Source organism: Streptomyces sp. NBC_01304 (genome assembly GCF_035975855.1).
In the GTDB taxonomy this organism is placed as follows: domain Bacteria; phylum Actinomycetota; class Actinomycetes; order Streptomycetales; family Streptomycetaceae; genus Streptomyces.
Map to the genome: position 1 here is coordinate 5779646 of NZ_CP109055.1, position 20488 is coordinate 5800133.

Here is a 20488-nt window from a genome sequence, read left to right on the forward strand (position 1 = left end):
TTGACGAGGGTCGTTCCATGCGAAGCGAACCCTCTGCGTCCACCGGGGAGCCCTTCACGGAGTCCCTCACGCAGTCCCTCACGGAGTCCCTGCCGAACCGGGAACACCTCCCCGTCGAGGCCGCGCGAGCGGTCGTCCTCGACGTGGTCGTCCCCGTCTACAACGAGGAGAAGGACCTCGAATCGTGCGTACGACGGCTGCACGACCACCTCGTCCGCACCTTCCCCTACGGCCACCGCATCACCATCGCCGACAACGCGAGCACCGACCGCACCCCCGAGATCGCCGCCTGGCTGAGCGCGCTGATCCCCGAGGTCACCACGTACCGCCTGGAGCAGAAGGGGCGCGGCCGCGCGCTGCGTACCGTCTGGTCCGCGTCGGACGCGCCGGTGCTCGCGTACATGGACGTCGATCTGTCCACCGACCTCAACGCGCTGCTCCCGCTCGTCGCGCCGCTGATCTCCGGGCACTCGGACCTGGCCATCGGCTCGCGGCTCGCGCGCAGTTCGCGGGTGGTGCGGGGGCCGAAGCGCGAGTTCATCTCGCGTACGTACAACCTGATCCTGCGCGGCTCGCTCGCCGCCCGCTTCTCCGATGCGCAGTGCGGCTTCAAGGCCATCCGGCGCGATGTGGCGCAGCGGCTGCTTCCGATGGTCGAGGACACCGGGTGGTTCTTCGACACGGAGCTGCTCGTGCTCGCCGAACGGGCCGGCCTGCGCATCCACGAGGTGCCGGTGGACTGGGTCGACGACCCGGAGTCGACCGTGCACATCGTGAAGACGGCGACCGATGACCTGAAGGGTGTGTGGCGCGTCGGCAAGGCCCTCGCCGTCGGAGCCCTCCCCCTGGACCGGCTCGCCCGGCCCTTCGGGGACGATCCGCGCGACCGTCAACTCCCGGGTGTGCCCGGTGGGTTGGCGCGTCAGCTGGTCGGCTTCTGTGTGGTCGGGGTCCTGTCGACCCTCTTCTACCTCGCGCTGTACTCGCTCTTCCGGATGGGGCTCGGCGCCCAACTGGCCAATGCGGGTGCCCTGTTGGTGTCAGCAGTGGCGAACACGGCCGCCAACCGCCGGCTCACCTTCGGGGTACGCGGCCGGGACCGGGCCGTCCGCCATCAGGCGCAGGGGCTCGTGGTGTTCGCCATCGGCCTGGCCCTGACCAGCGGTTCTCTCGCCGCGCTCGGGACCGCGGCGGGGGCGCCCTCGCACGCCACCGAGCTGACCGTGCTGATCGCCGCCAACCTCGCGGCGACGGTGCTGCGCTTCCTGCTCTTCCGGGTCTGGGTGTTCCCGGACCGGCGGACCGAGAGCCCCGCTCCCACCGCCGCTCTCCTCCAGGACCACGACCAGGACTCCGCGAGCCCGTACCGCTCGGCTCGCGAGGACACCCGCGAGGACACCCGCGAGGACACCCGCGAGGACACCCGCGACGACACCCGCGACGACGCAAGGACCGCACGATGACCACGCCCACCGCACTCCCCGCCCCGCCCGCCACGGCTTCCCCGCCTGCGGTCCACCGCAGGTCGGGCCTGGCCCAACGGCTGTGGCGCGGCCGCCCGGACGACCCGCGCTGGGCGCGCCCCGCCTTCCTCGGCCTGCTCCTCGTCACGGCCGTGCTCTACCTCTACGACCTCAGCTCCTCCGGCTACGCCAACTCCTTCTACTCGGCGGCCGTCCAGGCCGGCAGCGAGAGCTGGAAGGCCTTCTTCTTCGGCTCGTCCGACGCCGCGAACTCCATCACCGTGGACAAGCCGCCGGCCGCGCTGTGGCCGATGGCGCTGTCCGTACGGCTCTTCGGCCTCGGCTCCTGGCAGATCCTGCTGCCCGAGGTCCTGATGGCCGTGGCGACGGCGGGCGTGCTGTACGCGGCCGTACGCCGGCGCTTCTCGGCCGCCGCCGGACTGCTCACGGTGGCCGCGTTCGCGCTCACGCCGGTCGCCGCGCTGATGTTCCGCTTCAACAACCCGGACGCCCTGCTCGCCCTCCTCATGACGGTCACCGTCTACTGCGTGCTGCGCGCCCTGGAGGACGCGCGGACCAAGTGGCTGCTCTGGGCGGGTGTCGCGGTCGGCTTCGCGTTCCTCACCAAGACGCTGCAGGCGTTCCTGATCCTGCCGCCGCTCGCCGTCCTGTACGCGGTCTGCGCGCCCACTTCCGTACGGAGGCGCTTCGGTCAACTCGCGCTCTCCGGGCTCGCGATGGTCGTGGCCGGCGGCTGGTGGGTGGCGATCGTCGAGCTGTGGCCCGCGTCGTCGAGGCCGTACATCGGCGGCTCGCAGAACAACTCCTTCCTGGAACTGACCTTCGGCTACAACGGGCTCGGCCGCATCAACGGCGAGGAGACGGGAAGCGTCGGAGGGGGCGGAGGCGGCGGTCGCGGAGGCGGCGGCTGGGGTGAGACCGGCTGGGACCGCCTGGTGTCCGCCAACATCGGCGGTCAGATCGCCTGGCTGCTGCCGGCCGCGCTGATCCTGCTGGTCGCGGGGCTCTGGGTGACGTGGAAGGCCAAGCGCACGGACACGGCGCGGGCCGCGTTCCTGGCCTGGGGTTCGTGCCTGCTGATGACCGCCGCGGTCTTCAGCTTCATGCAGGGCATCTTCCACGAGTACTACACGGTGGCACTCGCCCCGTACATCGCGGCGCTGGTCGGCATGGGGGCGACGGTGCTGTGGGAGGAGAGGTCGCGCTTCACCGTGTCGGCGGTCCTCGCCGGTACGGTCGCGGGCACGGCGTACTGGTCGTACGTCCTGCTCGGGCGGTCCTCGGACTACCTGCCGTGGCTGCGCTGGACGGTGCTCGTGGCGGGCCTGGTGGCGGCGCTCGGCGTGCTGCTGGCGGCGCGGCTCGGCCGCCAACTGGCCCTCGGCGCGGCGGGGTTGGCGATCCTCACGGCGCTGGCGGGCCCGGCGGCGTACACCCTGACGACCCTGAGCGAGGCCCACACCGGCTCGATCGTCACGGCGGGGCCGACGGTGGCCGGGGGCCGGGGCGGGCCTGGCGGTGGCGGCGGTCCCGGTGGCGGTGGCGGGGGTGGCGGGATGCAGCCGCCCGGTCAGCAAGGCCAGGGCCAGGGCCAAGGCCAAGGCCAAGGTCAGGGCAACGCACCGCAGGGCGGCAAGGGTATGGGCAATGGCCGGCCCCCGAAGGGCATGGGGCAGCCGCCCCAGCAGCAGGGCCAGGCCAAGCGGGGCGGCGGAGGCATGAGTGGTCTCCTCAACGGCGCCACCGTCGGCTCCAAGGCCAAGGCCAAACTCCTCGCCGACGCCGACGACTACACCTGGGTGGCCGCGGCCATCGGTTCGCAGAACTCGGCGAGTTATCAGCTGGCGACTCAGAAGCCGGTGATGGCGATCGGCGGCTTCAACGGAAGCGATCCGTCTCCGACGTTGGCGCAGTTCAAGGCGTACGTTGCCGCGGGGGAGATCCACTACTTCATCGCCGGGAGCGGTGGGGGCATGGGTGGCGACTCTTCGATCTCCACGTGGGTGGAGGCCAACTTCGAGAAGGTCACTGTCGACGGGACGACGCTGTACGACCTGACGCAGAAGAAGTAATCCCCACCCCGCCCCTTCCTCCTTGTCCTCAAACGCCGGACGGGCTGACTTTGTCAGCCCGTCCGGCGTTTGAGGACATCAGTGACGGTCGTTGAAGCCGACGGCAGTCTTACGGGAAGGGGCGGGGCGGGGAGAAAACAGCTATACAGCGTATGGCACACCCTTGTACGGTGTACGACGACCACAAGCCGTACACCGTACAAGGAGCGAAATGACGGCGCCGACCGCCGAAGGCCAAGCCACAAGCACCGCCGGAGGCCACCCGCAGCGCTGGCTGATCCTCGGCGTGATCTGCCTGGCCCAGCTCACCGTCCTGCTCGACAACACCGTCCTCAGCGTCGCCATCCCCTCCCTCACCACCGAGCTCAAGGCGTCCACCGCCGACATCCAGTGGATGATCAACGCCTACTCGCTCGTCCAGTCCGGCCTCCTCCTCACCGCGGGCAACTCCGCGGACCGCTACGGCCGCAAGAAGATGCTCAGCATCGGCCTTGCGCTCTTCGGCATAGGTTCGCTGTGCGCCGGACTCGCCCAGACCAGCGGGCAGTTGATCGCCGCCCGCGCGGGCATGGGCGTCGGCGGGGCGCTGCTCATGACCACCACGCTCGCCGTCGTGATGCAGATCTTCGACGAGAGCAACCGCGTCAAGGCGATCGCGATCTGGGTCACCGTCAGCTCGGTCGGCTTCGCGGCCGGACCGGTGATCGGCGGCGTCATCCTGAACCACTACTGGTGGGGCGCGATCTTCCTCATCAACATCCCGGTCGCCCTGATCGGCCTGGTCGCGGTGATCAAGCTGGTCCCCGAGTCCAAGAACCCGGAGGGCGACCGGCCCGACGTGCCCGGCGCGATCCTCTCCACGATCGGTATGGCGTCCGTCGTCTTCGCGATCATCAGCGGCCCGGAGCACGGCTGGACGTCCGCCCGGGTCCTGGTCTCGGCGGCCGTCGGCATCGTGGTCCTCACGGCCTTCGCGTTCTGGGAGCTGAAGACCCCGTACCCGATGCTCGACATGCACTTCTTCCAGAACCAGAAGTTCATCGGAGCCGTCTCCGGCTCGCTGCTCGTCGTCTTCGGCATGGGCGGCTCGCTGTTCCTGCTCACCCAGCACCTCCAATTCGTCCTCGGGTACGAGCCGTTGGAGGCGGGCCTGCGCATGGTGCCGCTGGCGCTGAGCATCATGGCGCTCAACCTCAGCGGAATCGGCCCGAAGATCGTCGTCAAGATCGGTACGCCGAAGTCGGTCGTGCTCGGCATGACCACGGTGGCGGCCGGCCTCACCTCGATCGCCGTCATCGGCGGCGGCACGGACGGCTCCTACGCGGGCATGCTGCTCGGCCTGGTCCTGTTCGGCGTGGGCATCGGGGTCTCCCAGCCGGCCATGGCCAACGCGATCATGAGCGCCATCCCGCCGGAGAAGGCCGGCGTGGGCGGCGGCATCAACGGCACGCTCGCCGAGTTCGGCAACGGCCTCGGGGTCGCGGTCCTCGGCGCCGTCCTGAACGCGCGCTTCGCGGCCCTGGTCACGGTCGGGGCGGCCTCGCTGCCCGCCGCCCTCGCGGCGGCGAAGACCGCGGCCGAGAAGAAGGAGATCCAGGACGCCTTCGCGTCGGGGCTGCAGACCAGCCAGCTGGTCGGGGCCGTGGCGGTATTCGCCGGAGGCCTGCTCGCGGCCGCGTTGCTGAAGCGCGCGGAGAGGGCAGACTCAGCGAAGAGCGAGGTCGAGCCGGCCCCGGCCGGCGAGACCGCGTAGACAAGTCACTCAGCGGAGCCACTTAGCATCGGGGTGGGCGGACCGGGATATTCCGGTACGTCCACCCCATCTGCTACCGATCGCTACCGATCCGAGGAAGGTGCGCCATGGTGAGGGCAGCCGACCGCGCGAAGAACCCGGCACAGTCCAGCATCTGGCTGGGCAGCGCCAAGGCCACGCGCGACCGCAAGGCCGGCCAGCCCGCGGGCCTCGACCGGGACCGGATCGTGGCGACCTCGATCCGGCTCCTGGACACGGAGGGCCTGGCCAAGTTCTCCATGCGCAGACTCGCGGCCGAGCTCAACGTCACCGCGATGTCTGTCTACTGGTACGTCGACACCAAGGACGACATCTTCGAGCTGGCCCTGGACGCGGTCTTCGGCGAGGTCGAGGTGGCGGACGCCGGGGATGCGCCGGACTGGCGTACGGAGATGCGGCAGCTGGCGGCCTCCTACCGGGACATCATGGTGCGCCACCCCTGGGTGTCGTCGATCATGGGCAACTACCTGAACATCGGCCCGCACGCGATGGTCTTCATGCACGCCGTCCAGCGGGTCGTCCGCGACACCGGGATCCCGCCGGAGGGACAGCCGGGCGTGATCTCCGCGGTCTTCCAGTTCGTGTACGGATTCGGCACGAGCGAGGGGCACTTCAAGCGGCGCTGCGCCGAGTCGGGGATGAGTGAGGACGAGTTCTACACCCAGGCGATGGCGGCGTTCGGCGAGGAGCCCAGGTTCGAGGAGACCCTGGAGGACATGAAGGAGGTCCTGGAGCTGCGCAGGCGCGACACGGTCCAGAGCATGTGGGAGAAGGACTTCCTCTTCGCCCTCGACGTACTGATCGCCGGCATCGACGCGACGGTGGCGCGCTACGGCGCTCAGTCCTGAGCGGACCTGGCTCGCTCATCCCTGGACGAACCTGGCCCGCTCAGCCCTGAAGAACCTGACTCGCTCATTCCTGAGCGAGCCGCGCCGGAAACCCTCCGGTCGCCACCGGCCCCCACCGCTCCGGCGTGATCCGGATGATCGACTTGCCCTGCTTGACCATCGCCTCGCGATACTCGTCCCAGTCGGGGTGCTCCCCCGAGATGTTCCGGAAGTACTCGACGAGCGGCTCCACCGACTCGGGGGAGTCGATCACCTCGGCGGTCCCGTCGACCTGCACCCAGGGCCCGTTCCACTCGTCGCTCAGCACGATCACGCTGACCCGTTCGTCGCGCCGCGCGTTCCGCGTCTTGGCGCGCTCGGGATAGGTGGACAGCACGATCCGCCCCGAGTCGTCGACCCCGCAGGTCAGCGGCGACCCCTGCGGGCTCCCGTCGGCGCGCCTGGTGAGCAGGATCGCGCGATGGCGTGGACGTACGAAATCCAGCAACTGGTCGAGTGAGACAGAGGTGTTGGAGGCAGTCTGAGGAGCCATACGGGCACCCTATTCCGCGCCGGGCAGCGAAGCGCCCTGCACCGCCTGAATGTCCAGCTCCACCCTGAGCGTCGCCCCGATGGCCGAAATCCCCGCCTGCACCACCTGGTTGTAGTTCATGGCGAAGTCCTCCCGGCGCAGCTCGGCCGTCGCACGGAAGGCCGCCCGCAGCCCGCCCCACGGATCGGCGCCCGTGCCGAGGTAGGCCAGATCGAGGTCCACCGGCCGCACCACCCCGTGCAGCGCCAGCTCCCCGTGCACGGTCCAGCGGTCGGGCCCGGCCGCGCTCAGCCCCGTACTGCGGTACGTGATCTCCGGGAAGCGCTCCACGTCCAGGAAGTCCGCCGACAGCAGGTGTTTGTCGCGCATCCCGTTGCCCGTGTCGATCGACGAGGCCGAAATCACCGCGTCCACCCGCGAGTTGACGACGTCCTCGGCGATCTCGATCCGTCCGCCGAATTCCGTGAACCGCCCGTGCACACTGGAGATCCCCAGATGCCGGGCCACGGCGCCGACCGACGAATGCGCCGGGTCGAGCGTCCACACCCCCGGCGGCGGCAGCTCCGCCCCGCCCTGCCGGGTCAGCGTCACCGCCCCGATCTGCGCCCTGCCGCTCGCCGTGACCAGCGCGGTCGCCGCGTGCGGGGCGTAGCCGACCGCGGTGACGATCACCGTGTACGGTCCGGCGGGCAGCGCGGCATCGGACCGTACGGCCCCGTCCCCGTCCGCCTCGGTACGCAGCACCTGGGCGCCGCGCATATCGGTCAGGGTGACCACCGCATGCTGCACGGCCCAGCCGTCGCGCGTCCGAATCCGGCCCTGAATTCCCACGTTCCCTGCTCCTTGCCGGCCAAAAAGAATGGGGCCCGGCGGGCCGTCCCCTGCCCGCCGAGCCCCCTTTCCCTACGGGGCCGTTCCGCTACGGTCCGGCCCCGGGTCCCAACTACTCGTCCGGGTGGGCGAGTTCGATGTCGTGCCCGTCGACGCCTCGGCCCGAGACCGTGAGCGCCGTCGCGGCCGGCGGGTAACCGGTCGCGATGACCGTGTACTCGCCGCTGTCGAGATCGGTGAAGGCGTACGCCCCGTCGGTGCCGGTCGTCGCGGTCGCGACCACGTTGCCGGCCGCGTCCACGAGCGTGACCCGGGCATCGGCCAGCGGCCCGCCCGCGGTGAGCACCGTGCCCTGGACCTGCGCCCCGGCCTGCAGCCCGACGTCGATCCGGGTGATGCCCTGCCCCGCCACCTCGACCGGCAGCGCGAGCGGACGGTGAGCCTCGGCGTTGACCGCGACGGTCACCGGGCCCGGGACCAGCTCGCCGAACGCGAACTCGCCCTGCTCACCGGTCTGTCCGGTGGCCAGCACATCGCCGCGCACATCGGTGACGACGACCATCGCCCCGACGACCGGCTTGGCTCCGTCGACGGTCCGCACCACACCCGCAAGACCGCTGGTCCCGCTGAGCAGGATGTCGTACGCCACCGGGGCATCGCCCACCGTGACGGTCGAGGCCTGCGGCTGGAAGCCGTCGGCGGAGGCGATGAGGACGTAACTGCCCGCGCTCGGCGCGTCCACCGTGTAGGCGCCGTCCTCGTGGGCGATCGTCCGCCCCAACTGGCGCCCGCCGAGCGAGATCAGGGTGACCGCGGCCCGGGAGACCGGGGCCCCTTCGGCGCCGCGTACGACACCGCGTACCGGCGTACCGGAGACGACCGGCGGCTCCTGGGCGACCGGCTCGGCGACCGCGACGGCCGGAGCCTCGACGGTGGCAGCCACCGCAGTGACCGCAGCCGGAACCGCGGCCGGGGCCTCCTCCGCCGAAGTGGCCTGCGCGAGACCGCCCTTGGTCCGCAGCGGGACCTCCTTGATGAACAGCGTCAGGAAGAAGGCGAGCAGCGCGCACGGCGCCGCGTACAGGAAGACATCGCCTACACCGTGCCCGTACGCGCTCTCCATGACCGTACGCAGCGGCGCGGGCAGCGCGTCCAGGTCGGGGATGCCCCCGCCGCCGGTGCCGCCGTGCCCGAGCGCCGCGGCCTTCGGACCGAGGTCGGCGAGCCCGTCCTTGACGTAGTCGGTGACCCGGTGGGCCATGACCGCGCCGAGCGCCGAGACGCCCACCGCGCCGCCGAGCGAGCGGAAGAAGGTGACGACGGAGCTGGCCGCGCCGAGGTCGGAGGGGTCGACCTGGTTCTGGGTGCAGAGCACGAGGTTCTGCATCATCATGCCGATGCCGAGCCCCATCAGGGCCATGAAGATCGCGATGTGCCAGTACTCGGTGTCGTACCGCATGGTGCCGAGCAGCCCCATGCCGGCCGTGACGAGCAGACCGCCCGCGACCAGCCAGGCCTTCCACTTGCCGGTCTTGGTGATGACCTGCCCGGAGACGGTGGAGGAGATGAACAGGCCGCCGATCATCGGGATCGTCATGACGCCCGACATCGTGGGCGACTTGTCCCGCGCCAGCTGGAAGTACTGCGAGAAGAAGACCGTGCCGCTGAACATCGCGACACCGACGAAGAGCGAGGCGAGCGAGGCCAGGGTGATCGTTTTGTTGCGGAAGAGCCGCAGCGGAATGATCGGCTCTTTGGCCTTGGACTCGGTCAGGATGAAGAGCAGGCCGAGCGCGATCGCGCCACCGACCATCGCGTACGTCTGCCAGGACAGCCAGTCGTACTTGTCACCGGCGAACGTCACCCACACAAGCAGCAGCGAGACCGCCGCGGAGATGAAGAACGCGCCGCCCCAGTCGACCTTGACCTCGCGCTTCACGACGGGGAGCTTCAGCGTCTTCTGCAGTACGAACAGCGCGATGATCGCGAACGGCACACCGACGTAGAAGCACCAGCGCCAGCCCAGCCAGTCGGTGTCGGTGATGACACCGCCGAGCAGCGGACCGCCGACCGTCGCGACGGCGAAGGTCGCGCCCAAGTAGCCGCTGTAGCGCCCACGTTCGCGCGGCGAGATCATCGCCGCCATCACGATCTGGGCGAGCGCGGACAGCCCGCCGACGCCGACGCCCTGCACCACACGGCAGGCGATCAGCATGCCCGCGTTCTGCGAGAGGCCGGCCACGACCGAGCCGAGGACGTAGATGACCAGGGATATCTGGACGAGCAGCTTCTTGCTGAAGAGGTCGGCGAGCTTGCCCCACAAGGGAGTTGTCGCCGTCATCGAGAGCAGGGCCGCGGTGACGACCCAGGTGTACGCGGACTGTCCGCCGCCGAGGTCGGTGATGATCTCGGGCAGCGCGTTGGACACGATGGTGGACGACAGGATCGCCACGAACATGCCGAGCAGGAGGCCGGAGAGGGCCTCCATGATCTGGCGGTGCGTCATGGGCGTGCCGTCGGACTGACCGCCGTGCCCTCCGTGCTTGGCGTGGCTGCCCCGCACACCGGTTGGTGTGGTCGTTGCCATGGGCTTCCTCTTCTTACTGCGTTACGCGGGTGTACGGGTGGGGGTCGGGGTGGGCCGCCGGGTGGGGAGCGGCCGAGTGGTGGCGGGCCTGCCGGCAGTCGCCGAAGCTGGCGCGCAGCCGGGCAAGCAGGGTGACCAGATCGCCGACCTCGTCGTCGGACCAGTCCCGCAGGTAGTGGGCGAGCGCCTCGGTGTAGCGGCGGGCGAGCTCTTCGAGCAGCTCCCGGCCCGCCGGGGTGAGGCGCAGGATGCGTGAGCGCCGGTCATCGGGGTCGGGGGACCGCTCGATCCAGCCGCGCTCGGCGACATGGGCGACATGACGGCTCGTCACCGACATGTCGATGGCGAGGAGTTCGGCAAGCCGGCTCATGCGCATCTCGCCGTTGCGGTCGAGCACGGTGAGCACGGCGGCGGAACCGGCCGGGCACTCGGCGGGCAGCACCCGGGCGAGGTCCCGCTTCACGGCACCGATGGAGCTCAGCTGGCGGGCCAGCTCCTCGTAGTGACTGTGCGCGGCCATACCGTCCCGCCCCCTGTCCAATGCCCTCGACTATTCGTTGCTTAGGGCAACGATAGATGCGATTGGTTGCTGCAGGCAAATAGATAAGGGACCTAAGCCCCTAAAAACCTGGCAATGCCCAGGCAAAGGAGGTGGGAGTGGAGGTGGGAGTTCGTGGTGGGCCGGTGGAGAGGGCCTGGGGGGCCGGTGGTGGTGGGCCCCGGGGGTTGGGTGATACTCGCGAGTTCGCTAGGGTCCTGGCCCATGGCACAGAACCCCCACGCTCCGCAGGGCCCCGAGGGTCAGCACGACCCCGCGGGCAGCACGCAGATGTTCCGCGCGTTCGTCGACGAGGGCAGCAGCCCGCAGGCGGCCACGGCCGAGCGGAAGTCGAGCAAGAAGGCCCTCTACATCACGCTCGGCGTCGTGGCCGTGCTCGTGTTCGCCTTCCTGTCCTTGCCGAACCAGCCGTGGACGATCTTCTAGAGAGCTGCTTCCGGTAGCCCGGACGGAATTCCGCAACCGGGCCGTCCGGTCACTTCCACTTCACGGAGACGTCCTGGGTCTCCACGTGCATGCCCAGCGGCACCCGCCAGGCCTCCACGCAGACGGTCCAGGTCTTCTTCTTCGTCTCGCCCGCGCCGATCGGCGCCGGGAGCTTCTCGGTCGACTCGATGGTCGCCCAGTCGACGCCGAGCGCGCCGATGATGTGCGTCCCGAAGGTCACGGTGCCCGAACGCACCGGTGCGCCACCGGTGTTGTGCAGCTCCAGGGTGACCTTCTCGCACCAGCGGTCCTCGGCGGGCTCGCGCTTGGGCTTGTCGAACTCGAGCAGGGCGGGCCCGGCGGGCGCCGTCGTGCCCGGCGGCGAGGGAGTGCCCGAACCTCCCGACGTACCGCCTGAACTGCCGCCGCTCGACGACCCCGAACCGCCGGAGCCGCCCGAACTGCCCGAGCCACCCGGCTCCTGCGACGATCCACCGCCACCGGACGAGCCCGATCCCGAGCCGCCGGAGGCCGCCGAACCGGAGCCGTCGCCGCCCTTGGCCGACCCCTTGCCGCCCGCGCCGCCCTTGCCGTCTTTGCCGGACCCGGACTTGCCGTCCCCCGATCCGTCCAGCGGCACCATCACCACGTCACCCGAGGGCGCCACGGTCTCGCCCCGCCGGTCGGGGCCCGCCCCGGCCGCGCCGACCGCGACATAACCGTCGTCCGGGCTCCCGCTGCCGCACGCGGCGAGCAGCGTGCCCAGACACACGACAGCCGCCGAGGCTCCGGCAACGGTGCCCCGGCGACTGCGTATCCACGAATTCCCAGTGGTCCCAGCTCGCTTCATGCGCGCCAGTGTTGCTGATGGTCCGTCAATTAGGAACCCCGTCAACAGCTCTGGCGCACCCGCGCGCGCTCAGTCCGCGATGAGCCCTTCCCTGAGCTGCGCGAGCGTCCGGGTCAGCAGGCGGGAGACGTGCATCTGCGAGATGCCGACCTCCTCGCCGATCTGGGACTGCGTCATGTTCGCGAAGAAGCGGAGCATGATGATGCGGCGTTCGCGCGGCGGCAGCTTGGCGAGCAGCGGCTTCAGCGACTCGCGGTACTCCACGCCTTCGAGCGAGGGGTCCTCGTAGCCGAGCCGGTCGGCGAGCGAGCCCTCGCCGCCGTCGTCCTCGGGGGCCGGCGAGTCCAGCGAGGAGGCGGTGTAGGCATTGCCCACCGCGAGGCCGTCGACGACGTCCTCCTCGGAAACCCCGAGCACCACGGCGAGTTCGGGCACGGTCGGCGAGCGGTCCAGCTTCTGGGCGAGCTCGTCGCTGGCCTTCGTCAGGGCGAGCCGCAGCTCCTGCAGGCGGCGCGGCACGCGCACCGACCAACTGGTGTCCCGGAAGAAGCGCTTGATCTCACCGACGACCGTCGGCATCGCGAACGTCGGGAATTCCACGCCCCGTTCGCAGTCGAAGCGGTCGATCGCCTTGATCAGGCCGATGGTGCCGACCTGGACGATGTCCTCCATCGGCTCGTTGCGACTGCGGAAGCGCGCCGCCGCGTACCGCACCAGCGGCAGGTTGAGCTCGATGAGGGTGTCGCGTACGTACGTGTGCTCCGGGCTGCCCTTGTCGAGCGCGGCAAGCCGCAGGAAGAGGGAGCGGGACAAGGTCCGGGTGTCGATGACGGCCGGAGCATTCGGTGCTTGCTGACGGATCTGCGCGGCGGACTGCGCTGCGTCGGATGCCGGCGCGCTCTTCGTGAGCGTAAGCACCTTCGAGCTGCCCTGTTCTGCGGACATGCCACCCCCTTTGGGTCGCGGACGGTCGCGGCAGACGCTCCCGTCACTGGAACGCAGCCTCCACCTGAATACCGGCCGTGGAGCCGCTGCAAACGCCGTTCCAGCAGAATGTCACATGTCGGCAACACGCTGTAGCGCCAAGTCGACATATCTGCGCAGGAAAGAGCCGGTCTGCGGCTTTTCTGTCGGCAAGGGCTCCAGCGGGGCTTTACCCGATCCGGTTACGCCTCGATCCGATTTGCGGATCGCAGCCGAGCAAAGCTGCGGGCGAGGAGTCTTGACACATGCATCTGCGAGACACCGAGTTCGGCGCTGATCTGGGACTGCGTCAGATTGCTGTAGTAGCGCAGCAGCAGGATCCGCTGCTCGCGCTCGGGCAGTTGCACGAGCAGATGCCGTACGAGGTCGCGGTGCTCCACGCCGTCGAGCGCGGGGTCCTCGTAGCCGAGCCGGTCGAGCAGGCCGGGCAGTCCGTCGCCCTCCTGGGCGGCCTCCAACGAGGTTGCGTGGTACGACCGCCCGGCCTCGATGCAGGCGAGCACCTCGTCCTCGGTGATGCGCAGGCGTTCGGCGATCTCGGAGGTGGTGGGCGAGCGCCCGAAGGCCGTCGTCAGGTCCTCGGTCGCCCCGGTCACCTGCACCCACAGCTCGTGCAGCCGGCGCGGGACGTGGACGGTGCGTACGTTGTCCCGGAAGTAGCGCTTGATCTCGCCGACCACGGTCGGCATCGCGAAGGTCGGGAACTGCACGCCGCGGTCCGGGTCGAAGCGGTCGATGGCGTTGATCAGGCCGATGGTGCCGACCTGGACGACGTCCTCCATCGGCTCGTTGCGGCTGCGGAAGCGCGCGGCCGCGTACCGCACCAGCGGCAGATTGGCCTCGATCAGCGCGGCCCGCACCCGGCCGTGCTCGGGCGTTCCCGGGCTCAACCCCTTGAGCTGGCCGAAGAGCACCTGCGTGAGCGCCCTGGTGTCCGCTCCGCGCTTCTTCGCGGGGGACATCTCGGGCGCCGTGGGCGCCGCCGGCACCGAGGGTGCCGGGGCCTCCCCGGATGTGTCCTGGGGTGGCGCTTGAGGAGCAGTACTGGCCGGCACGGTCAACGCCACCCCTATCGGTACGGACTGTTCTGATGGAACCGTTCCACTCATCCGTCAAAAGCGGTCATAGCATCACAAGACATGTGCACTGTGTGCAAGCACCGTATAACGCCGTGTTGAGGGCAAGTTGGGGCATAAACCTGTGTAACCAAAGAAAAGCCCCCCACTAAAGAAGTGGAGGGCTTGCGGGTAGTTGGGCTAATTGACCAGCTCGGTCATGAAGTCGCCGACCCCCTGGGCGGCGCTCGAGATCCCCTCGAAGCCCACCTGGACCAGATCGGCGGCGCGCGCCGGGGACGTGATGACCGTGTACAGCACAAAGACGATGACCACATAGAGAGCGATCTTCTTCGTTTGCACCACGCTCTGGCCTCCCCTTGCCCGTACCTGCGTGCAGTCGGGTGAGTCTATCCCGACCGTGCACACGGACAACGAGAAAGCCCCGGTACCACTGGGGCACCGGGGCTTTCACCTGAAGAATCTTCAGAAGAAGAGGACGGGGGAAGCGGCATCGGGGGGACAAGCCGCTTCCCCCGATGAGGACCAGGCTCTTAAGTCCACGTCGCAGTCAGGGGGGAAGCTTGCGACGTGAACCCCGCAGTAGAGCCGGGTCCCTCGCCCTGCGAATTCCTGCCAGATCCGCCGGGCTCACGACCAATCCTGCGCCTCCCCGCCCCGCTCGGCGGGCGGCAAAGGACCCCGTTCGCCGGGCCGTTGGTCCTTAAAGACTGTGTGAAGGACCACAAGCACGAAGGGCCCCGGCTGATGCCGGGGCCCTTCTCAAGCGGTAGCGGAGGGATTTGAACCCTCGGTTACTTGCGCAACACTCGCTTTCGAGGCGAGCTCCTTCGGCCGCTCGGACACGCTACCGAGAGAGAGCTTAGCCCAAAGGTGCCCGTGCTCCGAAATCGATATCCCCGGGCCGCTCCGTGCGGGCCTCAGCGGTCGCGGAAGAAGCGGGTGAGCTGCGCGGAACACTCCTCGGCGAGGACGCCGTGGACGACCTCGGGGCGGTGGTTGAGGCGGCGGTCGCGTACGACGTCCCAGAGCGATCCGGCGGCGCCCGCCTTCGCGTCCAGGGCGCCGAAGACGACCCGGTCCACGCGGGACTGCACGAGCGCCCCGGCGCACATCGTGCAGGGCTCCAGGGTGACGACCAGGGTGCAGCCGGTCAGCCGCCACTCACCGAGTTCCGCGGCGGCGCGGCGGATGGCGACCACCTCGGCGTGGGCCGTGGGGTCGCCGGTCGCCTCGCGTTCGTTGTGGCCGGTGGCAAGCAGGGCGCCGGCCGGGGACAGCAGGACGGCGCCCACCGGCACATCACCGCCGGCGGCGGCCAGCTCGGCCTCCGCCAGGGCGAGCCGCATGGACGCCGTCCAGGGGTCGCGTACGGGATCACTTGCAGCAGGAGTCACTCGGACATCGTCACTCATACGTTTCCGCGTTCCTGCCAGAGCCAGCTCTCGGGCCAGGCTCTTACGCCGCCACAGGGGGCGGCGCGCTCCGGTTCGGCTAGCGGACGGCCTCGAGCACCTCCGACGCGCCCAGGGCCTCCGCGATCTCGTTGAGCGCGTCGGTCGAGAGGGAAAGCAGCTCCTTCTCCGACAGGCCCAGGTCGTCGAGGATCGCGGTGTCCCCGATCGGGCCCGCGGGCACGGCGTCGGCCGCCTCGGAGGCCGCGTCGTCCGCGTCCTCCTCCTCGGGTTCGCCGTCCTCGGTGCCGTCGAGGTCCACGAGCTCCTCCAAGGCGTCCGGGTCCTCCGGATCGCGGCCCAGCAGCTCGTCGGTGAGCAGGATCTCGCCGTAGCTGCTGCGGGAGGCTGCGGCCGCGTCGGAGACGTAGATCCGCGGGTCCTCCCAGCCGTCCAGGCGGACGACGCCGAACCATGCGTCTTCCTGCTCGATGAACACGAGCACTGTGTCGTTGTCGGCCCCGTCGGACGAGGCTTCGCGGGCCAGGTCGGTGAGATCCGACAGGGTCTCCACGTCGTCGAGCTCTGTATCGCTCGCTTCCCACCCGTCTTCGGTGCGCGCGAGCAGTGCGGCGAAGTACACCGTGACTCTCCCACTGGTCATAGGCGTGCCGGTTGGGGGTCCCCCCGGCGGAGGTCGGTGGCGGGGTGTGCGATTTCAGCCCCGCCACTCGGAATCGTGGCAGAAACGAGGGCTCTGCGAGAGGTCTTCGGGCCGCTGTGTCTGCGAGTCCTTCGCGGACCGCCTCCGACCGGCTACCAGCGGAACGTGCGCATGCGCATCGCCTGGCGCATCCGGGCCGCCCGCGCCTTGCGCGGCTGGACCCGCTCGCGCAGCTCCTTGGCCTCGTTCAGGTCGCGCAGGAACTGGGCGCGGCGGCGCCTGCGCGCCGCGTCGCTCTCGGGCTGCTCGTGCCGTTCTCGCCGCTCGGCGCTGTCCTCGCTGTCCGGCATGGGGCCACACCACCCTGGGTCGGTCCCCTCCACTTTCCCTCCGGGGGTCGACTTGATGCCACCGCAGTTAGGGTTGATGACATGCGGATCCACGTTGTCGACCACCCTCTGGTGGCGCACAAACTCACCACGCTGCGCGACAAGCGCACCGACTCCCCGACCTTCCGGCGCCTGGCCGACGAGCTGGTCACCCTGCTCGCGTACGAGGCCACCCGGGACGTGCGCACCGAGCAGGTCGACATCGAGACCCCGGTCGGCCCGACCACCGGCGTCAAGCTGTCCTACCCGCGGCCCCTGGTCGTGCCGATCCTGCGGGCCGGGCTCGGCATGCTCGACGGCATGGTGCGGCTCCTGCCGACCGCCGAGGTGGGCTTCCTGGGCATGGTCCGGAACGAGGAGACGCTCGAGGCGTCCACGTACGCGACGCGCATGCCCGAAGACCTCTCCGGGCGTCAGGTGTACGTCGTCGACCCCATGCTCGCCACGGGCGGGACGCTGGTCGCGGCGATCCAGGAGCTGATCAAGCGCGGCGCGGACGATGTCACCGCGGTGGTGCTGCTTGCCGCGCCCGAGGGCGTCGAGGTCATGGAGCGGGAGCTGGCCGGGGCGCCGGTGACCGTGCTGACCGCCGCCGTCGACGAGCGGCTCAACGAGCACGGGTACATCGTGCCGGGGCTCGGGGACGCGGGGGATCGTATGTACGGGTCGGCCGAGTAGCGTCGGACGCGGGGTCCAGGTTGATGTCCTGAGCGTCACGGGGCTCCGCCCCGGACCCCGCTCCTCAAACGCCGGAGGGGCTGAATTTTGCCCGACCGGCTTGGCTCAGCAGCCCTTGGGCTTGGGCGCGGGAACCGGCTTGGCCGCCTCGGCCAGTGCCTTGTCCGCGTCCTGCTTCTTCGTCAGGTCCTTGAAGGACTTGCCCAGGATCAGGTCGATCTCGGTGGCCTTCTTGCGGGTGTCGATCTGGCGCTCGGCGCCGGCCAGCTGGGCGCCCAGGACCGGGAACGCGCCCTCGGCGGAGCCCTTCGAGCCGAGCAGTATCCCGGTGCCCTCGACCTTCTTGTCGAACTCCCGGTTCGCGTTGTCCACCTTGCCGACGGCGAAGCCGCGCTTCTTCAGCTCGGCGGCGACCTCCTTGGCGAGACCGCTGCGGGGCGTGGCATTGAAGACGTTGACCGTGATCTGGCCGGGCTTGAGCAGCTTCGGGGTCACGGCGGGGCCGGGCTTGCAGTCGGGCTTGTTCGCAGCAACGGTTCTGCCGGGCTCGTCGGCCGAGAAGACGTCGATCAGCTGCAGGGTGCCCCAGCCGACCAGGCCGAGCGCCGCCACCGACGCGACCAGCGCGAGCACGATCCTGCGGCGCTTGCGAGTGCGGCGCATCCGCGGGTACTTGTCCCCCGTGATGCGGTATTCGCCGCCCATGCCGGGGGGTGTGAGCATGCTCATGGGCGCAGCGTAGTGCGCGGGTAGGCCGATGCCTACTAAATGATCAATGGGTGGCGCGCGACCCAACCCAAAAGGGTCAACGCGTACTTGATGCCGCGTCAGCGGCCGTACGTCGCCGGGGGTCAGCCCAGCTCGAGCACCCGGGCGTGCAGCACCTGGCGCTGCTGGAGCGCGGCGCGCACGGCGCGGTGCAGGCCGTCCTCGAGGTAGAGGTCGCCCTGCCACTTCACGACGTGGGCGAAGAGGTCCCCGTAGAAGGTGGAGTCCTCGGCGAGGAGGGTCTCCAGGTCCAGCTGGCCCTTGGTGGTGACGAGCTGGTCGAGGCGGACCGGGCGCGGCGCGACGTCCGCCCACTGCCGGGTGCTTTCCCGGCCGTGGTCGGGGTATGGCCGGCCGTTTCCGATGCGCTTGAAGATCACACGGAAAGCCTACCGGGCAAGGCCCTCCGGGCGCAGCCATGGCGACGCAGTGCGAGGCTGGGAAATCATGCTGCAAACCGGGACGTATCGGTAACAGTCAAACCGGGACAGGGGCCTGAAATGAGCGAGACCGAGCGGATGCCTCCGGCCGAGAGCGGTGCCGAGAGCGGTGCCGACGGGGTCGGCGCGACGGGTGCCGGACCGGGTGGTGCGGGCGCGCACGAGGTTGACGCGGCTGTTCCGCAGGGCTCCGCCGGGTCCACGGGGGCGGCGCCGGACGCAGGCGTGGGCCCGGACGCGGGGGCAGGTGCGGCAGCTGCGGCCCCTGCCGCTGCCTCGACGCCCGCCTCCGGGCCCGTGGACCCGGCGCCGGCTGCAGCTCCCGACGCTCCTTCCGCACCCGCACCCGCACCCGCACCCGCACCCGCACCCGCACCCGCACCCGCACCCGCAGCCCCGGCCGCAGCCGAGGTTCCCGCCGCCTCTCCCGCTGGGGCCGCGGTGGCCCCTCCAGCAGCGACCCCTCCAGCAGCGACCCCTCTGGCCGCGGCTCCGGAAGCCGCCGCCCCTGAAGCCCCGGCCCCCGCGCCCCCTGCCGAAGCCGCCCCCGCCGGCCAGGCGCTTCCCCCGGAGGCCGCCGAGATCGCCGCCGGGTACGCCTTCACCGGTGAAGCCCTCGATCTCGGGGCCCTCCTCTGGGACGGGCAGTGCCTGCCCGGGGCCCAAGTGCGGATTCCGCTCTCCATGCTCAACCGGCACGGGCTCGTCGCCGGGGCCACCGGTACAGGTAAGACCAAGACGCTGCAGCTCATCGCCGAGCAGCTCGCGGCGCAGGGTGTGCCCGTGTTCCTCGCGGACATCAAGGGCGATGTCTCGGGGATCTCGGCGCCCGGCGAGGCGAACGACAAGGTGCAGGAGCGGGCCCGGGACGTGGGCCAGCACTGGGAGGGGAAGGGGTTCCCGAGCGAGTTCTACTCGCTGGGCGGCATCGGCCCGGGCATTCCCGTGCGCGCCACCGTCACCAGCTTCGGGCCCGTGCTGCTCTCCAAGGTGCTGCAGCTCAACCAGACGCAGGAGCAGTCGCTGGGCCTGATCTTCCACTACGCGGACCAGAAGGGTCTTGAGCTGCACGACCTGAAGGATCTGCGGGCCGTCGTCACCTTCCTGACCTCGGATGAAGGCAAGCCGGAGATCAAGAACATCGGGGGCCTGTCGTCGGTCACCGCCGGGGTCATCCTGCGGGCGCTCACCGCCTTCGAGGCGCAGGGCATGGATCCCTTCTTCGGCAATCCCGAGTTCGACGTGAGCGAGTTCCTGCGGACCGCTCCGGACGGGCGCGGGCAGGTGTCCGTCCTTGAGCTGCCCGCCGTGCAGGACAAGCCGCATCTGTTCTCCACGTTCCTGATGTGGATGCTCGCCGATCTGTTCAACAACCTTCCCGAGGTCGGCGACCTGGAGAAGCCCAAGCTGGTGTTCTTCTTCGACGAGGCGCATCTGCTCTTCAACGGCGCCAGCAAGGCGTTCCTGGAGTCGATCACGCAGACCGTGCGGCTCATCCGGTCCAAGGGCATCGGCGTGTTCTTCGTGACGCAGACGCCCAAGGACGTGCCGGCCGATGTGCTCGCCCAGCTCGGCAACCGGGTCCAGCACGCCCTGCGGGCCTTCACGCCCGAGGACCAGAAGGCGCTGAAGGCCACGGTGAAGACCTTCCCCAACTCCCCGTACGACCTGGAGGAGTTGCTGACCGGTCTGGGCACGGGTGAGGCCGTGATCACCGTGCTGAGCGAGAAGGGTGCGCCGACCCCCGTCGCCGCCACCCGGCTGCGGGCGCCGGAGTCGCTGATGGGGCCGATCGACGCGGGCGCGCTGGAGCAGGCCGTGCGGAGTTCGCTGCTGTACGCGCGGTACGCGGAGCCGGTCGATCCGGAGTCGGCGTACGAGAAGCTCAGCGCGCAGAAGGCCGAGACCGACGCCCAGAAGCAGGCCGAGCTGGACGCCAAGGAGGCCGAGAAGGCCGCGCGGGCGGCGGGAAGGGCGGGGCCGGGCCAGGATGCCTCGATGGTCGACCAGGTGGTGGGCAGCGGCATCTTCAAGTCCCTTGCCCGGTCGCTCGGTACGCAGATCGGGCGGGAGATCTCGCGCTCGATCTTCGGTACGCGCAGACGCTGAGCGCA

Annotated in this window: 20 protein-coding genes and 1 tRNA gene; 7 read left to right on the plus strand and 14 right to left on the minus strand. The window is 70.0% G+C overall.

Translation table 11 applies throughout. The features are described from left to right. Nucleotides 1–17: 17 nt before the first annotated feature. The 4 genes from OG430_RS25640 to OG430_RS25655 all read left to right on the plus strand — a co-directional run bounded on the left by OG430_RS25640 (nucleotide 18) and on the right by OG430_RS25655 (nucleotide 6196). A complete protein-coding gene (locus OG430_RS25640) occupies nucleotides 18–1463 on the plus strand; it encodes a bifunctional glycosyltransferase family 2/GtrA family protein (RefSeq protein ID WP_327354946.1) in 1446 nt (481 codons plus the stop codon). Further along, nucleotides 1460–3556: an ArnT family glycosyltransferase gene (locus OG430_RS25645; protein ID WP_327354947.1), complete on the plus strand. Its 2097-nt coding sequence runs from the start codon at nucleotides 1460–1462 to the stop codon at nucleotides 3554–3556. The genes OG430_RS25640 and OG430_RS25645 overlap by 4 nt, the downstream gene beginning before the upstream one ends. Nucleotides 3557–3767: 211 nt before the next feature. Beyond that, entirely contained in the window at nucleotides 3768–5309 is a 1542-nt protein-coding gene (locus tag OG430_RS25650; RefSeq protein ID WP_327354948.1) for an MFS transporter, read from the plus strand. 107 nt (nucleotides 5310–5416) lie between these two features. Then, nucleotides 5417–6196: a TetR/AcrR family transcriptional regulator gene (locus OG430_RS25655; RefSeq protein WP_327354949.1), complete on the plus strand. Its 780-nt coding sequence runs from the start codon at nucleotides 5417–5419 to the stop codon at nucleotides 6194–6196. A 64-nt stretch (nucleotides 6197–6260) separates the two neighbouring features. Here OG430_RS25655 and OG430_RS25660 read toward each other — a convergent pair whose 3' ends face one another. From OG430_RS25660 to OG430_RS25675, 4 genes are all read right to left on the minus strand, one after another. Next, nucleotides 6261–6728, minus strand: a complete 468-nt coding sequence (locus OG430_RS25660; protein ID WP_327354950.1) for a PPOX class F420-dependent oxidoreductase — start codon at nucleotides 6726–6728, stop codon at nucleotides 6261–6263. A gap of 9 nt (nucleotides 6729–6737) precedes the next feature. Next, nucleotides 6738–7559: a YceI family protein gene (locus tag OG430_RS25665; protein ID WP_327354951.1), complete on the minus strand. Its 822-nt coding sequence runs from the start codon at nucleotides 7557–7559 to the stop codon at nucleotides 6738–6740. Nucleotides 7560–7671: 112 nt separating this feature from the next. After that, nucleotides 7672–10146 (minus strand): MFS transporter, encoded by a 2475-nt coding sequence (locus tag OG430_RS25670; protein ID WP_327354952.1) that lies wholly within the window; start codon nucleotides 10144–10146, stop codon nucleotides 7672–7674. 13 nt (nucleotides 10147–10159) lie between these two features. Beyond that, on the minus strand, nucleotides 10160–10666 hold the full coding sequence (locus OG430_RS25675; protein ID WP_327354953.1) for a MarR family winged helix-turn-helix transcriptional regulator: 507 nt from the start codon (nucleotides 10664–10666) through the stop codon (nucleotides 10160–10162). Nucleotides 10667–10909: 243 nt separating this feature from the next. Between OG430_RS25675 and OG430_RS25680 the strand changes: the two genes are divergently transcribed. Then, nucleotides 10910–11131, plus strand: coding sequence for a hypothetical protein (locus OG430_RS25680; RefSeq protein WP_327354954.1), 222 nt, complete (start codon nucleotides 10910–10912; stop codon nucleotides 11129–11131). A 49-nt stretch (nucleotides 11132–11180) separates the two neighbouring features. On the opposite strand, the gene OG430_RS25685 is transcribed toward OG430_RS25680, so the two are convergent. The 8 genes from OG430_RS25685 to OG430_RS25720 all read right to left on the minus strand — a co-directional run bounded on the left by OG430_RS25685 (nucleotide 11181) and on the right by OG430_RS25720 (nucleotide 16449). Continuing rightward, the gene (locus OG430_RS25685) at nucleotides 11181–11981 is read right to left on the minus strand and encodes a hypothetical protein (RefSeq protein ID WP_327354955.1); all 801 of its coding nucleotides are present in this window, start codon (nucleotides 11979–11981) and stop codon (nucleotides 11181–11183) included. A gap of 69 nt (nucleotides 11982–12050) precedes the next feature. After that, entirely contained in the window at nucleotides 12051–12926 is an 876-nt protein-coding gene (locus OG430_RS25690) for an RNA polymerase sigma factor SigF (protein WP_327354956.1), read from the minus strand. Between the two features lie 221 nt (nucleotides 12927–13147). Then, nucleotides 13148–14074: an RNA polymerase sigma factor SigF gene (locus tag OG430_RS25695; RefSeq protein ID WP_327354957.1), complete on the minus strand. Its 927-nt coding sequence runs from the start codon at nucleotides 14072–14074 to the stop codon at nucleotides 13148–13150. A 147-nt stretch (nucleotides 14075–14221) separates the two neighbouring features. Further along, nucleotides 14222–14386, minus strand: coding sequence for a hypothetical protein (locus tag OG430_RS25700; RefSeq protein ID WP_327354958.1), 165 nt, complete (start codon nucleotides 14384–14386; stop codon nucleotides 14222–14224). A gap of 422 nt (nucleotides 14387–14808) precedes the next feature. Then, nucleotides 14809–14893 (minus strand) — tRNA-Ser (locus OG430_RS25705). A gap of 68 nt (nucleotides 14894–14961) precedes the next feature. After that, nucleotides 14962–15390 carry a tRNA adenosine(34) deaminase TadA gene (gene tadA, locus OG430_RS25710; RefSeq protein ID WP_442816731.1) on the minus strand — a complete coding sequence of 143 codons (429 nt, stop codon included), beginning with the start codon at nucleotides 15388–15390 and terminating at the stop codon, nucleotides 14962–14964. Between the two features lie 145 nt (nucleotides 15391–15535). Then, on the minus strand, nucleotides 15536–16078 hold the full coding sequence (locus tag OG430_RS25715) for a tRNA adenosine deaminase-associated protein (protein ID WP_327359223.1): 543 nt from the start codon (nucleotides 16076–16078) through the stop codon (nucleotides 15536–15538). Between the two features lie 173 nt (nucleotides 16079–16251). After that, a complete protein-coding gene (locus OG430_RS25720; protein WP_327354960.1) occupies nucleotides 16252–16449 on the minus strand; it encodes a hypothetical protein in 198 nt (65 codons plus the stop codon). Nucleotides 16450–16530: 81 nt separating this feature from the next. Between OG430_RS25720 and upp the strand changes: the two genes are divergently transcribed. Next, entirely contained in the window at nucleotides 16531–17166 is a 636-nt protein-coding gene (gene upp / locus OG430_RS25725; RefSeq protein ID WP_327354961.1) for a uracil phosphoribosyltransferase, read from the plus strand. A 105-nt stretch (nucleotides 17167–17271) separates the two neighbouring features. Here upp and OG430_RS25730 read toward each other — a convergent pair whose 3' ends face one another. Both OG430_RS25730 and OG430_RS25735 read right to left on the minus strand, forming a co-directional pair. Further along, entirely contained in the window at nucleotides 17272–17895 is a 624-nt protein-coding gene (locus OG430_RS25730) for a LytR C-terminal domain-containing protein (RefSeq protein WP_327354962.1), read from the minus strand. A gap of 122 nt (nucleotides 17896–18017) precedes the next feature. Continuing rightward, nucleotides 18018–18314, minus strand: coding sequence for a type II toxin-antitoxin system VapB family antitoxin (locus tag OG430_RS25735; RefSeq protein WP_003955420.1), 297 nt, complete (start codon nucleotides 18312–18314; stop codon nucleotides 18018–18020). Between the two features lie 540 nt (nucleotides 18315–18854). On the opposite strand from OG430_RS25735, the gene OG430_RS25740 reads away from it, so the two are divergent. Then, nucleotides 18855–20483, plus strand: coding sequence for a helicase HerA-like domain-containing protein (locus tag OG430_RS25740; protein ID WP_442816732.1), 1629 nt, complete (start codon nucleotides 18855–18857; stop codon nucleotides 20481–20483). Nucleotides 20484–20488 lie beyond the last annotated feature (5 nt).

What these genes read in the sequence shown, in the direction of transcription:
- OG430_RS25640 (WP_327354946.1), top strand. Translation starts at nt 18, where the DNA reads ATGCGAAGCGAACCCTCTGCGTCCACCGGGGAGCCCTTCACGGAGTCC.
- OG430_RS25645 (WP_327354947.1), top strand. Translation starts at nt 1,460, where the DNA reads ATGACCACGCCCACCGCACTCCCCGCCCCGCCCGCCACGGCTTCCCCG.
- OG430_RS25650 (WP_327354948.1), top strand. Translation starts at nt 3,768, where the DNA reads ATGACGGCGCCGACCGCCGAAGGCCAAGCCACAAGCACCGCCGGAGGC.
- OG430_RS25655 (WP_327354949.1), top strand. Translation starts at nt 5,417, where the DNA reads ATGGTGAGGGCAGCCGACCGCGCGAAGAACCCGGCACAGTCCAGCATC.
- OG430_RS25660 (WP_327354950.1), bottom strand. Translation starts at nt 6,728, where the DNA reads ATGGCTCCTCAGACTGCCTCCAACACCTCTGTCTCACTCGACCAGTTG.
- OG430_RS25670 (WP_327354952.1), bottom strand. Translation starts at nt 10,146, where the DNA reads ATGGCAACGACCACACCAACCGGTGTGCGGGGCAGCCACGCCAAGCAC.
- OG430_RS25675 (WP_327354953.1), bottom strand. Translation starts at nt 10,666, where the DNA reads ATGGCCGCGCACAGTCACTACGAGGAGCTGGCCCGCCAGCTGAGCTCC.
- OG430_RS25680 (WP_327354954.1), top strand. Translation starts at nt 10,910, where the DNA reads ATGGCACAGAACCCCCACGCTCCGCAGGGCCCCGAGGGTCAGCACGAC.
- OG430_RS25685 (WP_327354955.1), bottom strand. Translation starts at nt 11,981, where the DNA reads ATGAAGCGAGCTGGGACCACTGGGAATTCGTGGATACGCAGTCGCCGG.
- OG430_RS25690 (WP_327354956.1), bottom strand. Translation starts at nt 12,926, where the DNA reads ATGTCCGCAGAACAGGGCAGCTCGAAGGTGCTTACGCTCACGAAGAGC.
- OG430_RS25695 (WP_327354957.1), bottom strand. Translation starts at nt 14,074, where the DNA reads ATGAGTGGAACGGTTCCATCAGAACAGTCCGTACCGATAGGGGTGGCG.
- tadA (WP_442816731.1), bottom strand. Translation starts at nt 15,390, where the DNA reads ATGCGGCTCGCCCTGGCGGAGGCCGAGCTGGCCGCCGCCGGCGGTGAT.
- OG430_RS25720 (WP_327354960.1), bottom strand. Translation starts at nt 16,449, where the DNA reads ATGCCGGACAGCGAGGACAGCGCCGAGCGGCGAGAACGGCACGAGCAG.
- upp (WP_327354961.1), top strand. Translation starts at nt 16,531, where the DNA reads ATGCGGATCCACGTTGTCGACCACCCTCTGGTGGCGCACAAACTCACC.
- OG430_RS25730 (WP_327354962.1), bottom strand. Translation starts at nt 17,895, where the DNA reads ATGAGCATGCTCACACCCCCCGGCATGGGCGGCGAATACCGCATCACG.